The following is a 14,739-nucleotide window of genomic DNA, read 5'->3' on the forward strand; positions in this document are numbered from 1 at the left end:
AAATTTAATTTTAATTTTTCATAATCTTCTTGAATAAGTTAACACTATGGATTTAACAACTACTTTATTTATATTAAGCTTACCTTTCGTTTTATTAACAGTTTATTTTGGGACAAAAAATGATTTTTACGAAAGTGATAACTATAAAGGTGATGGTTGTGCTCACGATGTTAAAAGGTAAATATATTCCTAATCACCTCTAAATACGCAGGTCCATCTACTATCAAATTGCCAAACAGGTTTGTATATTTCATTAGTAATCTTTTCCCCTGCTTTATTACAAGTTTCTAAATCTTTCATGGGAATAGAGTGTAATGAAGGACTTGTTATTCCACTAACCTCTGGCCTTCCTCCCGGCCCTTGTCTGTAAGTCCCAATTATTAACCAATAGTTAGCTTTTGCAGAAACAGAAAAGATTAAGGAAAAAAGAAAAAATAATATTAAGATAGATTTTTTTTTCATTTTTTCATACTAGCTTTTAATTTTTAATTGTAAATTGCTATTAATTAATTAGGTAATTTAATAATTATTGGAATATTTAAAATTTGTTTTATATGGATTAATTCAAGGGTTAACTGAATTTATCCCTGTAAGTAGTACAGCACATTTAAAAGTTATATCTCTTTTTTTAGGTATTGATGATCCTGGAGCATCTTTGTCCGCTACTATTCAACTTGGAAGTGTTATAGCCATAGCTTATTATTTTAGGAATGATATTTTTAATTTCAGAAGTCAATCTTCCAAAAAATTTCTTGAATATCTCTTCCATGAAAGATTATTAAGATCTATTTTTATTGGGACTATACCAATTGTTTTACTTGGTGGGAGTATAAAAATATTTATCCCTTCTTTTTTTGAAAACGTTCTTCGTTCAAATTTATCAATAGCATTGGTCTCATTCCTAATGGCTTTTTTTATGTACTTGGCAGATAGTTCAAAAAGAGGTTCTATTAATATTAAAAACCATAATTTTTCAAATAGTTTTTTGATAGGTATCTTTCAAGCATTTGCAATTTTTCCTGGCGTTTCAAGATCGGGGGTCACTATCTCTAGCGCTTTAATATCAGGATGGGAAAGAGGAGATGCTGCGAAATTTTCTTTTCTTTTAGGTATGCCAGCTATTTCTCTTGCTGCGATTGTTGAGTTTGTTTCTTCTTTTAATGATTTTTTTTCATTAGGCTTTTTCCCTCTTTTTGTTGGCCTTATTACTACATTTTTGTCATCTTTATTAGCAATAGATTTCTTATTAAAGTATTTTTCTTCAAATGGGTTGAAAATATTTATCATCTATCGAGTAATTTTTGGTGTTGTAATTCTTTTGAATTTATAATTGGATGAAAAAAAATATTTTGCAATTGTGTTAAGGTTTTAAAAAAATTTATTCCTAATGAACATTTTTATATCTTTCCAATTAGGTGAGGTGGAAGTTTCAAATCTTACTATATTGGTTTTAGCTTTTTTTTCTTCTTTTACATTCATAGCAGTAGGCATAAGTTCATATAAACTATATAAATCGCTTATAAATGAAGACGATAAATAATCGGAACGGCGGGATTTGAACCCACGACCCCCACTACCCCAAAGTGGTGCGCTACCAAACTGCGCTACGCCCCGTGTCTTTACTATAAAGATTAGATTGATTTAAATGTTATTCTTTATAGGATTGTTATCAGATCTCAATACGCACTTTTCAACTTCCCAATTAAAGTTTTCCCATATATGGTCCTCTAACTTATAATCACTTCCAGTAAAAACTCCTAACTTAACTTTTGTAGGTGAAGCAGAACAATACTGTCTGCTTCCAGCTGATGCAAGATATTGTTGATGGTATTGTTCCGCATAAAAATATGAATCAATCATTTTTATTTCCGTTTCAATTAAACCAAGATTTTTTTTGCTTAGTTCCGTTTGATATTGTTCCTTACTGGCTAATATAGTATTAATGTTATTTTCATTTTTATAATATATTGCTGATCTATATTGTGTTCCCATATCATTTCCTTGCCTGTTTTTTTGGGTAGGGTCATGACATTCCCAAAACATTTTTAATAAATCACTTACATCTATTTCCCTTTTATCCCATATAACTCTTACTACTTCTGAATGACCAGTTAAGCCGGAACAAACTTCATAATAAGTTGGATTGATTTTTTCACCTCCAGCATAACCCACAGAAGTTGTGATAACTCCTGGAAGTTTCCAAAAACATTTTTCGGCTCCCCAGAAACAACCACATCCAAAAATTATTTCATCTTCTTTTTCATTAGGATCTTTTTTGATATCTGTTTTTAATACTCTATGTAATGAATATGGATCATTAGTTAAATTTGACTCCTCATTATTCATAATATTTTTTAGGAATTTAAACATAATTTAAAAATATTATTATAAGTAAATAAATTTCTTTTTAGCTCTTAACAATTTTAGTAGCTAGTTCTCTTTCCCAAAGTTGTTTATATAGCCCATTCACTTTTACTAAATCTTTATGAGTCCCTTCTTGTACTATTTCTCCTTTATCCATTACTAAAACCCTATCACAGGTAGCTGCAACAGAAAGTTGGTGACTAATCATTATGATTGTTTTATTATTTCTATCACTCATTTCATCTATTATTCTTGCTGCTGTTTTATTATCTACGCTTGCTAAAGCATCATCAAGAACAACAATTGGAGAATTAACAAGTAGTGCTCTTCCAAGTGCAGTTCTTTGCCTTTGTCCACCACTTAGTGTAATACCTCTTTCACCAACAATAGTTTTAAATCTTTGTGGAAAACTATTGATATCATCAATTAATCCAGCTTTTGTAGCGCTTTCTTTAACTAAATATTTAGAAGCTTTGGGTTCTCCAAAACTTAAGTTTTCTGAGATTGTAGAAGTAAATAAGAATGCTTCTTGAGGAACGATTGAAATATTTTTTCTGAGATCGCTTAATTTTAGGGTTTTTACATCAATTTCATCTAGAAATAATTGATTATCTGGAATTTCAATAGTCCGTCCTAAAGACTTTGCAAGTGTTGTCTTGCCACAACCTACTGGCCCAACTATTGCAATAAGTTCTCCAGGATAAATTTTAAAATTGAGATTATTTAATGAATTAAATTTTGATTCTGGATATTTTATTGTTAAATTTTTTGCTTCGAGGAATCCTTTAACCTTTCTATTTAAAAATTTAGTTTCTGCTCTATCTACAATATTTGGATTATTCTGAAAGATTTCTTCCACACGATCTAAACTTACTTGACCAAGTTGAAAAGTATTTAATGTAAAACCTAATAAAGCAGTTGGGAAGACAAGTCTTTCTACGTATAGAATTAAAGCTACTAAACCTCCTATCGAAATAAATCCACTCTCTAATTGAAAAGTTCCTAATGATAATAAAATCAATAATGAAATTGAGGAAATCCCTTGTAACAAAGGAAATAGGGTACTCGCTGTCCTGGCAAGTTTTATCGCTGAATTTCGATAGTCATTATTATATATTTTAAATTCTTTTTTCTCAGCATTCTCTTGAGCATAAATTTTAATGGCGCTTATGCCAGAAAGATCTTCTTGTATTAGATCACTAAGTTTTGATAATGATTCTTGTTGAGCTTTTCTTTGTTTAACCATTCTTCCGCCAAATAGACTTACAATTCCAAGAATTAATGGAAATATCATTAAAGCTGATATTGTTAATGTTTTATTTATCGAAAACATTGAAGGAATAGTGAATGAATAAGCCAATACAATGTTGCATAAGCTTAAAACTGTAAAACCTAAAAGCCTTCTTATGTTTTCAACATCGCTTGTAGCTCTACTAATAATGTCTCCACTACCTTTTTTTTGAATCCATTCTGGATCTTGAATAAGTAAATGGTCAAAAAGTTTTTGCCGAAGATTTACTTCTACTTTTCTACCTATGCCGAAGACAATCTGTCTTGAAAACAATCTTATTAAACCCATACAAGTAGCTAAAAATATTAACCACAAAGATTTAGAAATAACAAAATCCGAAGAAAAGCCATTTTGTAATTGGTCAATTATATTTTTTACTTCTAAGGGTATTACAACACTGAGTAAATTTACTAGTAGGAGCGCTAAAGCTCCATAAAAGAATTCTTTTTTGTAAGGTCTTAGATATTTAGATATGACTTTTATCTTTAAATTTTTCATTTTATTTTGCCGATATGATTAAGATAATGTTTCATTTTTGAATATGTGAGCTAATTTTATAAATGATTCAGTATTTATTTATGGGTAACGAGCAAACTCATCCACTACATGAAACAGATAAGAATATTATAGATTCCCTTATCACTAAAAAAACACCAGAAGATATCGACTATATAAATTTAGCTAGATTAATAAATCGTTATACTAATTTCCCAGGAGAAATTGAAATTAAAAACGATATTGAAAAAATTCTAAATTTTTGGAAGATCACTAAAAATGAACTTTTTTCAAAAACAAAAAATATTTGGTCAAAAAGCTTCAGGCCTTCTAATACAAATAAAGATTTAGTTGGCTCAGGTTTTGATACCTCAAATTGAAATTTATCTGCATAATTTTTCTTCCACAAATGTATGTCTACTAATCTATCAAACGCTGAAATCCTAAATAATTTGTTGGAGGGAAGGGACCTTGATGAATTAACTTCTAGAGCTTTAATGCAAAGATGGCTTAATGATGAAATTTCAGATGTTGAAACAGGAGCTTTTTTGAGTGCTTTAAGAGCTAAGAGCTCTACAGGTGTCGAACTAAGTTCTATGGCGAAGGAACTTTTAAATGTTTGCGAATTGCCAGTAGCAAGGCCAAATTTGTATTTGGTAGATACTTGTGGAACCGGAGGAGATGGAGCTAATACATTTAATATTTCAACTGCAGTAGCATTTGTAGCCGCATCTTGCGGGGTAAAAATTGCAAAACATGGAAATAAAAGTGCTAGTGGGAAAGTTGGCTCTGCTGATGTTTTGTTAAATCTTGGTTTGAATTTAAATTGTTCTTTAGAAAAAGTAATCAATGCAGTAAGTGAGATTGGAATAACTTTTTTGTTCGCACCTGTTTGGCATAAATCTTTAATAAAACTTGCTCCATTAAGAAAGACCCTTGGAATAAGGACAGTATTTAACCAACTAGGACCATTAGTAAATCCCTTAAGGCCCAATGCGCAAGTTTTGGGTGTTGCTTCTGAGGATCTTTTACAACCTATGGGAAGCGCCCTTTTAAATTTGGGTATGAATAGAGCAATAGTAGTTCACGGTTCTGGCGGCCTTGATGAAGCTTCGCTTCAAGGAAAAAATAAATTAGTGTTTATTGAAAATGGTGAATTACGTTTTTCAGAAATAAATATTTCAGATTTTAACCATGAAAATATTGCTAACGAAAACCTTGTGGTTTCTGATCTTGACTCTAATGAGGAAATATTAAAGTCTGTTTTAAATGGATCCGGACAAAAATCTCATATGGATGTTGTTGCATTGAATGTTTCTTTAGTCCTGTGGGCAGCAGGAATTGAGGATAACTTAAATGAAGGGTTTAATAAAGCTTTATTTTCGATTAATAAAGGAGATCCGTGGAAAAAGTTTTTACTTTTAAAAAATTATTTATCAGCAAATTAATTAATTTCACCTAGATGATTAATCCATATAAGAAAAACGCAAAATTAGTTTTAAGTAATGGAATTGTATTTCCTGGATTTTATTTTGGTGCTTCTGGTACAGCTTTTGGTGAAATAGTATTTAATACTGGAATGACTGGGTATCAAGAAGTTATTACTGATCCAAGTTATTACGGCCAGATATTGACATTTACTTATCCAGAGATTGGGAATACTGGTATTAATTTTGAAGATTCCGAATCAAATACTAATGTTAAAGGGATAATTGTTAGAAATTTTTCATCTAATAACAGCAATTGGAGATCTAAAAAGGATTTCAATCAATGGTTAGTTGAAAAAAATATAGTAGGTCTCCATGGAATTGATACTAGAGCTCTTGTTAAAATTTTAAGATCAAATGGCTCTATGAATGGAGTTATTACCTCTGAAGATAAAACTTTAGAGAGTTGTTTGAAGATAATTCATGATACGCCAAATATGGAGGGATTAAATTTATCAAAAGTTGTTTCAACAAAGCAAAAATATTTATGGACAACTCACACACAAACAAATTTTGATTTGAGGATAAGAAATGCTGAATCTTCTAAAAAATTAAAAATTGTAGCTATTGATTTTGGAATTAAAAACTCAATTCTAAATAGGCTCGTATCCCATGGTTGTGAAGTTTTGGTTTTACCTTCTCGATCCTCTCTAAAAGATGTTCTATCTAACAAGCCTGATGGTATTTTTTTCTCAAATGGTCCAGGCGATCCTTCTTCTGTTTCTGAAGGTATAGACTTAGCAAAATCACTAATTGAATATGGCGATATACCTATGTTTGGTATTTGCCTTGGTCACCAAATATTTGGGTTAGCATTAGGAGGTTCAACTTATAAATTACCTTTCGGACATCGTGGCTTAAATCACCCCTGTGGTGAAAATAATAAAATTGAGATAACTAGTCAGAATCACGGTTTTGCTATAGATCCTAATTCTCTCTCAAAGGAAATAGTTAGAATTACCCACTACAACCTTAATGATAAAACTGTGGCTGGCATAGAAGTTAATAATAAGCCAATATTTAGTGTGCAATATCATCCAGAGGCGGGACCTGGCCCACATGATTCAGATTATTTATTTAAAAAATTTGTTTCTCTTATGTTAGAAAGATGTTGACATATTGTTTTCTTTTGATTTGATAATTACATTTGATACATTAATTAATTGGAGGAATTAAATCATAGAAGATTTCCAGAAGTTAACGGTTTCCTTAAGAGGAAACCTTGATGTTAAGACAAACGTTATTGTCTTTACTTTTAAAGGACAACTTGATGCTTTCTCAGAAAAACAATTTAAGACTTTTGTTACTAATAACTTAAAAAATGAGTTTCCATTTGTTATTGATCTTACAAAAATAGATTTTTTAGATTCTTCGGGGCTTGGAGCTCTTGTTCAGACTGCTAAAGAATGCAAAAAATCGAAACTCGGTTTCTCTGTCGTTGGTAATTCGAGAGTGGCCCAAACAATTAAACTTGTTCGTTTAGGCGATTTTCTTAACTTGAAGTCAAGCCTTGAAGATGCATTAAATTATTTAAAAAATTGAATTATTGGATTCAAAACTTAATTCCATATGGATCTCCCGAGGATATAGGTGTTATTCAACTTGCTTGGCTTGGAGATTCGGTATGGGAGCTTCACCAAAGATTAAGACATGTACATTTCCCTTTGAAATCAAAAGATCTACATTTATCTGTAGTAAACGAAGTAAAAGCAAAATCTCAGTCAAAATCATTAAGTCAAATTGAACATTTATTAAATACAAATGAAATTGATCTAATTAGACGTGCTAGAAATAAAATAAAGAGATATCCAAAGTCTTCAGACCCTACTATATACTCAAGAGCAACTGGTTTTGAAACTCTTATTGGCTGGCTATTTTTAAAAGATCCTCAAAGATTATCAACAATTTTTGAATATTTAGAATTAAAAATGAATTGAATCTATGAAAAACTCCTCAAATAAATTTCGCGGAAGAAATATTAAAGAGTACAAAAAAAATTCAGATTTTAGCTATTACTCAAAAAATACAAATCGTTCAGAAAAAAATGATAAATTTTTGAACAAGTACGCTAACAATAAGAAAGTAGAAAATTTAAGTAAAAATAAAGAATCTAATACTTTTTCGTCTTTTAAAAGAAGAAATACAAAATTTAAATCCAATACAGAATTTTCTAATAAAAATTCTGATATCCATCAAGAGTTTACTAACAAAAGAAATTTTGATGATTGGATATGGGGTAAACATTCGGTTTATGAGACTCTCAGTAGTGATAGAGCTATTAATAGGATTTGGTGTACTTCGGAAATTTTTTCTTCAGATAAATTCTATATTTTGCTTAAGGATCTTAAATCAAAAGGAGTTCTTATTGAAGAAGTTTCTTGGAATAGGCTTTCGCAATTGACATGTGGTGCTTCACATCAAGGTGTTGCATTGCAGTTAGCATGCTCTAAAACAATACCTCTTGAACAATTAATCTATTTTTCTAAACACAATTGTCCAAATCCTATAATCGTCGCATTTGATGGTATAACCGATCCTCATAATGTTGGCGCGATAATAAGATCAGCTGAGGCATTTGATTGCAAGGGTGTAATTATTCCTCAAAGAAGGTCTGCAGGATTGACTGGAACAGTCGCCAAGGTAGCTGCAGGAGCCTTAGAACACCTTCATGTAAGTAGAGTTGTCAACTTAAACAGAGCACTTGAGGAACTTAAGAAAAATGGTTTTCTTGTTGTTGGCTTATCTGGCGATGGTCAAATATCTATTTCAAATTTTCAAGAAAAAGCACCTTTGGTAGTTGTAGTTGGCTCTGAAGATAAAGGTATTTCTTTGCTTACTCAAAAAAAATGCGATTATATATTAAGCATTCCTCTTAAAGGCAAGACTTCAAGTTTAAATGCCTCCGTGGCAGCCGCCATTTCGCTATATCATTTGACAGGTAAATAATTTTATTGTTAATAGTCGCTGTTTTTTAATAACAATAAAATGTTGTTGTTTCAATACATTAATATAATTAATAAAAATTTATTGAATTTTCACTACAAAATTGTATAGAATTTAACAAGAATTTAAGGTCTAAAGGCCAAAAAAATTGATTAGAAACTTTGGAAACAAACTTGGTTTAGCCTGGTGGGCTAAAATTGAGACAGATCAGCCTAGTATTACCTACTGGTTCGGCCCATTTATTACAAAACGTAGTTTAAAAGAAAATATGTCTTCGTTTATTAAAGATCTTTCTGATGAAGGATCTAAAAATATTAAACACAGTTTAATACGTTGTAAAAAAGAAGAACCATTAACTGTTTGATAACTTTGATTTTAAGAAATAAATTAAGAAATGAATTTTAATTCTTTAAGAAAAGAAATTTTCAGCAATAATGCTTCTGTTAAGGAACTAGTCAATGATATCTTTACCAATATCGATCATAAAGACCCTGAAATTAACTCATATATTTGTACTACAAAAGATAATGCCATCGCGCAAGCAGAGAACATTGATAAATTAATTCAATTTAAAGAAAAACTGCCCCCTCTCGCTGGGATGCCGATAGCAATAAAGGATAATATTTGCACTAAAGGAGTTGCAACAACCTGTGCAAGTAAAATGCTCAAAAACTTTGTTGCTCCTTATGAATCTACAGCTTCAAGTAAATTATGGTCTTCAGGAGGAATTTGTTTAGGAAAAACAAATTTAGACGAATTTGCAATGGGTAGTTCAACGGAAACCTCTCTATTTGGTGTTACTTCAAATCCTTGGGATATTAATAGAGTGCCAGGAGGAAGTTCAGGCGGTAGTGCTGCTTCAGTTGCTGCTGGATTTTGCGCGGCTGCTATAGGTTCTGACACAGGAGGATCAATAAGACAGCCAGCTTCATTTTGTGGGGTTGTAGGTCTTAAACCTACTTATGGCAGAGTTAGTAGATGGGGACTGGTAGCATTCGCTAGTTCTCTTGATCAAATTGGACCAATCACAAATACTGTCTCAGATGCTGCTGAAATTCTTTATTCAATTTCTGGTAAAGATCCCTTTGACTCTACATGTCTTGATAAGCCAGTACCAAATTACTTGACTCACTTAAATAAATCTATAAAAGGTTTAAAAATTGGAATCATTAAAGAATGTTTTGAGCACCCAGGTCTTAATCCAGAAGTTAAGGAATCTGTTCTTTCTGGAGTTGATAGATTCCAAGCTTTGGGGGCTGAAATCATCGAAGTTGAATGTCCGAGATTTAACGATGGAATTGCGACCTATTATGTCATTGCACCATCTGAAGCCTCCGCAAATTTAGCTAGATATGATGGAGTCAAATATGGCTACAGATCGAATGATGGCTCAAATCTTATAGATATGACTTCTAAAAGTAGAGCTGAAGGTTTTGGAGATGAGGTACAAAGAAGAATTTTGATAGGTACTTATGCTTTGTCAGCTGGATACAGTGATGCCTATTACAAGAAGGCACAAAAAGTTAGGACACTCATTAGAAAAGATTTTGATAATGCTTTTAATAAAGTAGATGTTTTATTAACTCCAACTTGCCCAACTACCGCTTTTTTGAAGGGAGATTTTGTCAATGATCCACTTTCAATGTATTTATCTGATCTATTAACTGTTCCTGCTAATTTAGCTGGCCTCCCAGCAATCAGTATTCCTTGTGGTTTTGATACGAAGGGATTACCTATTGGAATGCAATTAATAGGCAATGTATTAGAAGAAGATAGAATATTGAATGCCGCAAATATCTTTGAAATTGATGCTCAGGTAATTAAGAACAGACCTTCATTTTAAATTTGTATTAATAATTAATTTGTAATCACAAAGTATAGATCTTTTAGAAATTTTCTCTATCTTATATATATAAATTGATTGAATATGGCTTTCGTACCGCTTCATAATCATAGTGACTACAGCTTACTTGATGGTGCCAGTCAAATTTCCAAAATTGTTGATAGAGCTTGTGATCTTGGAATGGAATCGATAGCTCTTACTGATCATGGAGTTATGTATGGTGTTCTTGATTTAGTCAAGAAGTGTAAAGAGAAAGGTATAAAACCAATTATTGGTAATGAAATGTACGTGATTAATGGTTCTATTGATGATCCTCAACCAAAAAAAGAAAAAAGATATCATTTGGTGGTTTTAGCAAAAAATTATACTGGTTATAAGAATCTAGTTAAGTTGACAACAATCAGTCACCTAAATGGGATGAGAGGTCGCGGCATTTTTTCTAGGCCATGTATTGATAAATCACTTTTAAGTAAATATAGTGATGGCCTTATAATTTCTACAGCTTGCCTTGGAGGAGAGATACCTCAGGCTATTTTAAAAGGCAGATTAGACGTAGCAGAGGATATAGCTCTTTGGTATAAAAAATTATTTGCAGATGACTTTTATCTAGAAATACAAGATCATGGCTCTATTGAGGATAGAATTGTTAACGTTGAATTAATAAAAATTGGGAAGAAGCACCAAATAAAAGTTATCGCCACCAACGACGCCCACTACTTATCAAATATGGATGTTGAAGCACATGACGCTTTGCTTTGTGTCTTAACTGGAAAACTAATTAGTGATGAAAAAAGATTGAGATATACCGGAACAGAATATATAAAAAGTGAAAATGAAATGCTTGAGCTTTTTAAAGATCATATTGATGATGAATCAATTATTGAGGCAGTGAACAATACTGTAGAAATTTCTCAAAAAGTTGAAGTATTTGATTTATTTGGTAATTATAGAATGCCAAAATTCCCTCTTAATGAAGATACAGATTCATTTTCTTTCCTTACACAATTATCTAATAAAGGCCTTTTAAAAAGACTTAAAAAAAATGATCTTACAGAAGTTGATGAGAACTACAAAAAAAGACTATCTTCCGAATTAAAAATTATTAAAGATATGGGCTTCCCAGATTATTTTTTGGTTGTTTGGGATTACATCAAATTTGCTAGAGATAACTCTATCCCTGTAGGACCAGGAAGAGGTTCTGCTGCAGGCTCATTAGTAGCTTATGCTCTTCAAATTACAAATATAGATCCTGTTGAGCATGGATTATTATTTGAAAGATTTTTAAATCCAGCAAGAAAGTCAATGCCAGATATTGACACCGACTTTTGTATTGATAGGAGAAATGAAGTTATTGATTATGTAACTAATCGTTATGGAGAGGATAAAGTTGCACAAATAATTACTTTCAATAAGATGACCTCTAAGGCGGTTTTAAAAGATGTTGCAAGGGTTCTCGACATACCATATGGAGAGGCTGATAAATTGGCTAAGTTAATACCGGTAGTAAGAGGGAAACCTCATAAATTAAATGAAATGATTGATAAGAATTCTCCTAGCCAAGAGTTTAGAGACAAATATATTAATGATAATAGGGTGAAGAAATGGGTCGATTTGGCTTTGAGAATTGAAGGAACTAATAAAACATATGGAGTTCATGCTGCTGGAGTTGTTATAGCATCAGATCCTCTTGACGAACTTGTACCTCTTCAAAGAAATAATGAAGGACAAATAATAACTCAATATTCTATGGACGATATCGAATCACTTGGATTATTGAAAATGGATTTCTTGGGTCTTAAGAATCTTACGATGATTGAAAAGACAGTTTCTCTTATTAATCAATCTACTGGCAGGAAAATAAATATTGATGAGTTACCGCAAAATGATGGTAAAACATTTGAGCTTATTGGGAGAGGAGATCTTGAAGGTATTTTTCAACTTGAATCTTCTGGTATGAAACAGGTCGTTAAGGATTTCAAACCCAACTCTCTAGAAGATATTTCGTCCATACTGGCTCTTTATAGACCTGGTCCTCTTGATGCTGGTCTTATACCTAAATTTATAAATCGAAAAAATGGGAACGAAAAGATTGATTTCCCTCATCCTTTTATTAAGTCAATTCTTACTGAAACATATGGAATTATGGTTTACCAAGAACAAATCATGAAAATTGCTCAAGACCTAGCCGGTTATTCTCTAGGTGACGCTGATTTACTTCGAAGAGCGATGGGGAAAAAGAAAGTTTCTGAAATGGTAAAGCATAGAAATATTTTTGTAGATGGTTCTAGGAAGAAAGGTGTAAATGAAAAATTAGCAAATGATCTTTTTGATCAGATGGTTTTATTTGCGGAATATTGTTTTAACAAAAGTCACTCAACTGCTTACGGTGCTGTAACTTATCAAACGGCATTTTTAAAAGCCCATTTCCCTGTTGCATATATGGCAGCCCTTCTAAGCGTAAATTCCGGCTCTAGCGATAAGATGCAAAGATATATTTCTAATTGTTATTCCATGGGAATAGAAGTTATTTCACCGAGCATTAATTTTTCTGGGGTTGATTTTACTATTAAGAACAATCAGATTTTATTTGGTTTATCTGCAATTAAGAATTTAGGGGATTCTGCAATAAGAAATATAATTGAAAACCGAAATAGTTTTGGAACCTTTAAGTCATTATCTGATTTGTGCGACCGTTTGCCATCTAATATTCTTAACAAAAGAAGTCTTGAATCTCTGATTCATTGTGGAGCACTAGACGAGTTTTCAAAAGATAATAATAGAGCTCAGTTATTGTCAGATCTTGAGCATGTTGTTGAGTGGGCCTCTTCAAGAAATCGTGATAGATTATCTGGCCAAGGAAATCTATTTGACTCTAAAGATGAATTTTCTAATGTTGCTTTTTCGGATTCACAATTAGCTAAGGTTGATGATTATTCACTTATTGAGAAGTTAAAGTTAGAAAAGCAGCTATTAGGCTTTTACTTATCTGATCATCCTCTGAAGCATTTAACTAAGCCAGCAAAACTTGTATCACCTATAAGCATTTCTCAGTTAGAAGAAATAAAAGATAGAACAAAAGTCTCTTTAGTTGGAATGATTCCTGATTTGAAGCAAATTACAACGAGAAAAGGAGATAGGATGGCTATAGTTCAATTAGAAGATCTTTCTGGAAGTTGCGAAGCAATAGTTTTTCCAAAAACCTATTTAAGATTATCAGAATTTCTTTTGACTGATACTAGATTATTGGTTTGGGGAACAATAGATAAAAAAAGTGATAAGACTCAATTAATAATTGATGATTGTAGAGAAATAGATAACCTTAAATTGCTTATTATTAATCTTGATAGTTCTCAAGCATCAGATGTAAGAGTACAAAATATATTAAGAGACTGTTTAATTAAATTTAAACCAGCTAAAGACACATGTGGAATCAAGATTCCAGTTTTAGCTGCGGTAAGAAATAAAAATAGTGTTACCTACGTTAAATTTGGAGATCAATTCTGCATTGGAGATATTCAAGGAGCTCGCAAATTATTAGAAGATAAATCATTCCAAGTTAATTTTAAATCTTTAGTTTCCTAGATTAACTTTTATCTTCAAAATTTTGAGTTGCAGGTTTAAAGGCAGCTTTTGCACGTTGTATGTTCATTGGTATATTTTCAATACCAAAAAAAGATCCAGGCTCTTTATCCCAACTAGCTGATAATATTCCAAAACTCAATCCTGCTAGACCTAACAAGAAAAACAATGCTGAAATTGCAATGGTTGAGGAAGGAGGTATTTCAGCAATATTTCTTGTAACTATAATGTAGCTAACAACAAAAACAGACATTCCTAATATTGTCGGTATTCCAGCTGTAAAGAATATTCTTCTTGCCATTCTGTCAGCAACATATTTTGGGATGCCACTTGATGATCGCTTTGGCTTGGTTGGAGGAATAGATGTTTTTTCTATGTTAGCGAAAGCAGTTGTTTCAGAATAGTTTTTTTTCTTTTTATTTTGAGTCTTTTTTTTTGATTGCTTTTTTTTCATTAATTGAGATCATCCTCTGATTCCAATTTTCTTAACTAGTTCTTGATATTTTTGAACGTTTTTGTCTTTTAAGTAAGACAGTAATCTTTTCCTTTTACCAATCATTTTTAATAATCCTTGCCTTGAAGCGAAATCATGAATGTTTCCTTGAAGATGGTCACTTAATTTTGATATTCTTTTAGAAAGCATTGCTACTTGTACTTCAGCTGAACCTGTATCAGTCGGATGTACTTGATGATTTTCAATCAGCTTCTGTTTTTCAGCTGTATCTAATGACATAAAA

Annotated in this window: 16 protein-coding genes and 1 tRNA gene; 11 read left to right on the plus strand and 6 right to left on the minus strand. The window is 31.7% G+C overall.

Going from position 1 to position 14,739, the window contains the following annotated elements; all coding sequences use genetic code 11:
• Window positions 1-46: 46 nt before the first annotated feature.
• A complete protein-coding gene (locus SIB45_RS07220; RefSeq protein WP_011862872.1) occupies window positions 47-181 on the plus strand; it encodes a hypothetical protein in 135 nt (44 codons plus the stop codon).
• Window positions 182-189: 8 nt separating this feature from the next.
• Here the strand turns inward: SIB45_RS07220 and SIB45_RS07225 are convergent, their stop codons facing one another.
• Window positions 190-462, minus strand: coding sequence for a hypothetical protein (locus tag SIB45_RS07225; RefSeq protein WP_011862873.1), 273 nt, complete (start codon window positions 460-462; stop codon window positions 190-192).
• A gap of 67 nt (window positions 463-529) precedes the next feature.
• On the opposite strand from SIB45_RS07225, the gene SIB45_RS07230 reads away from it, so the two are divergent.
• The gene (locus SIB45_RS07230; protein WP_011862874.1) at window positions 530-1,330 is read left to right on the plus strand and encodes an undecaprenyl-diphosphate phosphatase; all 801 of its coding nucleotides are present in this window, start codon (window positions 530-532) and stop codon (window positions 1,328-1,330) included.
• 210 nt (window positions 1,331-1,540) lie between these two features.
• Here SIB45_RS07230 and SIB45_RS07235 read toward each other — a convergent pair.
• The 3 genes from SIB45_RS07235 to SIB45_RS07245 form a co-directional block, all read right to left on the minus strand.
• Window positions 1,541-1,614 (minus strand) — tRNA-Pro (locus SIB45_RS07235).
• Window positions 1,615-1,641: 27 nt separating this feature from the next.
• Window positions 1,642-2,370, minus strand: a complete 729-nt coding sequence (gene msrA / locus SIB45_RS07240) for a peptide-methionine (S)-S-oxide reductase MsrA (RefSeq protein ID WP_011862875.1) — start codon at window positions 2,368-2,370, stop codon at window positions 1,642-1,644.
• A gap of 37 nt (window positions 2,371-2,407) precedes the next feature.
• On the minus strand, window positions 2,408-4,153 hold the full coding sequence (locus SIB45_RS07245; RefSeq protein WP_011862876.1) for an ABC transporter ATP-binding protein: 1,746 nt from the start codon (window positions 4,151-4,153) through the stop codon (window positions 2,408-2,410).
• 80 nt (window positions 4,154-4,233) lie between these two features.
• Here SIB45_RS07245 and SIB45_RS07250 point away from each other — a divergent pair, with 80 nt between their 5' ends.
• From SIB45_RS07250 to SIB45_RS07290, 9 genes are all read left to right on the plus strand, one after another.
• Window positions 4,234-4,530, plus strand: a complete 297-nt coding sequence (locus SIB45_RS07250; RefSeq protein ID WP_041484758.1) for a DUF3288 family protein — start codon at window positions 4,234-4,236, stop codon at window positions 4,528-4,530.
• Between the two features lie 33 nt (window positions 4,531-4,563).
• Entirely contained in the window at window positions 4,564-5,598 is a 1,035-nt protein-coding gene (gene trpD / locus SIB45_RS07255; protein ID WP_011862878.1) for an anthranilate phosphoribosyltransferase, read from the plus strand.
• 14 nt (window positions 5,599-5,612) lie between these two features.
• Window positions 5,613-6,752: a glutamine-hydrolyzing carbamoyl-phosphate synthase small subunit gene (gene carA, locus SIB45_RS07260; RefSeq protein ID WP_011862879.1), complete on the plus strand. Its 1,140-nt coding sequence runs from the start codon at window positions 5,613-5,615 to the stop codon at window positions 6,750-6,752.
• Window positions 6,753-6,879: 127 nt separating this feature from the next.
• Entirely contained in the window at window positions 6,880-7,179 is a 300-nt protein-coding gene (locus SIB45_RS07265) for an STAS domain-containing protein (RefSeq protein WP_413682147.1), read from the plus strand.
• Window positions 7,176-7,574 (plus strand): ribonuclease III domain-containing protein, encoded by a 399-nt coding sequence (locus SIB45_RS07270; RefSeq protein ID WP_011862880.1) that lies wholly within the window; start codon window positions 7,176-7,178, stop codon window positions 7,572-7,574. Before SIB45_RS07265 ends, SIB45_RS07270 begins: the two co-directional genes overlap by 4 nt.
• 4 nt (window positions 7,575-7,578) lie before the next feature.
• Entirely contained in the window at window positions 7,579-8,583 is a 1,005-nt protein-coding gene (gene rlmB, locus SIB45_RS07275) for a 23S rRNA (guanosine(2251)-2'-O)-methyltransferase RlmB (RefSeq protein WP_011862881.1), read from the plus strand.
• 145 nt (window positions 8,584-8,728) lie between these two features.
• A complete protein-coding gene (locus SIB45_RS07280; RefSeq protein ID WP_011862882.1) occupies window positions 8,729-8,944 on the plus strand; it encodes a DUF1816 domain-containing protein in 216 nt (71 codons plus the stop codon).
• Window positions 8,945-8,974: 30 nt separating this feature from the next.
• The gene (gene gatA / locus SIB45_RS07285) at window positions 8,975-10,423 is read left to right on the plus strand and encodes an Asp-tRNA(Asn)/Glu-tRNA(Gln) amidotransferase subunit GatA (RefSeq protein ID WP_011862883.1); all 1,449 of its coding nucleotides are present in this window, start codon (window positions 8,975-8,977) and stop codon (window positions 10,421-10,423) included.
• An 84-nt stretch (window positions 10,424-10,507) separates the two neighbouring features.
• Window positions 10,508-14,005 (plus strand): DNA polymerase III subunit alpha, encoded by a 3,498-nt coding sequence (locus SIB45_RS07290; RefSeq protein ID WP_011862884.1) that lies wholly within the window; start codon window positions 10,508-10,510, stop codon window positions 14,003-14,005.
• 1 nt (window position 14,006) lies between these two features.
• Here the strand turns inward: SIB45_RS07290 and SIB45_RS07295 are convergent, their stop codons facing one another.
• Both SIB45_RS07295 and rpsO read right to left on the minus strand, forming a co-directional pair.
• Entirely contained in the window at window positions 14,007-14,456 is a 450-nt protein-coding gene (locus SIB45_RS07295) for a PAM68 family protein (protein WP_011862885.1), read from the minus strand.
• 9 nt (window positions 14,457-14,465) lie between these two features.
• Complete coding sequence (gene rpsO / locus SIB45_RS07300; RefSeq protein ID WP_011862886.1) at window positions 14,466-14,735, minus strand: 30S ribosomal protein S15; 270 nt, start codon at window positions 14,733-14,735, stop codon at window positions 14,466-14,468.
• Window positions 14,736-14,739: the final 4 nt, after the last annotated feature.

The organism is Prochlorococcus sp. MIT 1304 (assembly GCF_047305015.1).
Lineage (GTDB): Bacteria > Cyanobacteriota > Cyanobacteriia > PCC-6307 > Cyanobiaceae > Prochlorococcus_A > Prochlorococcus_A marinus_E.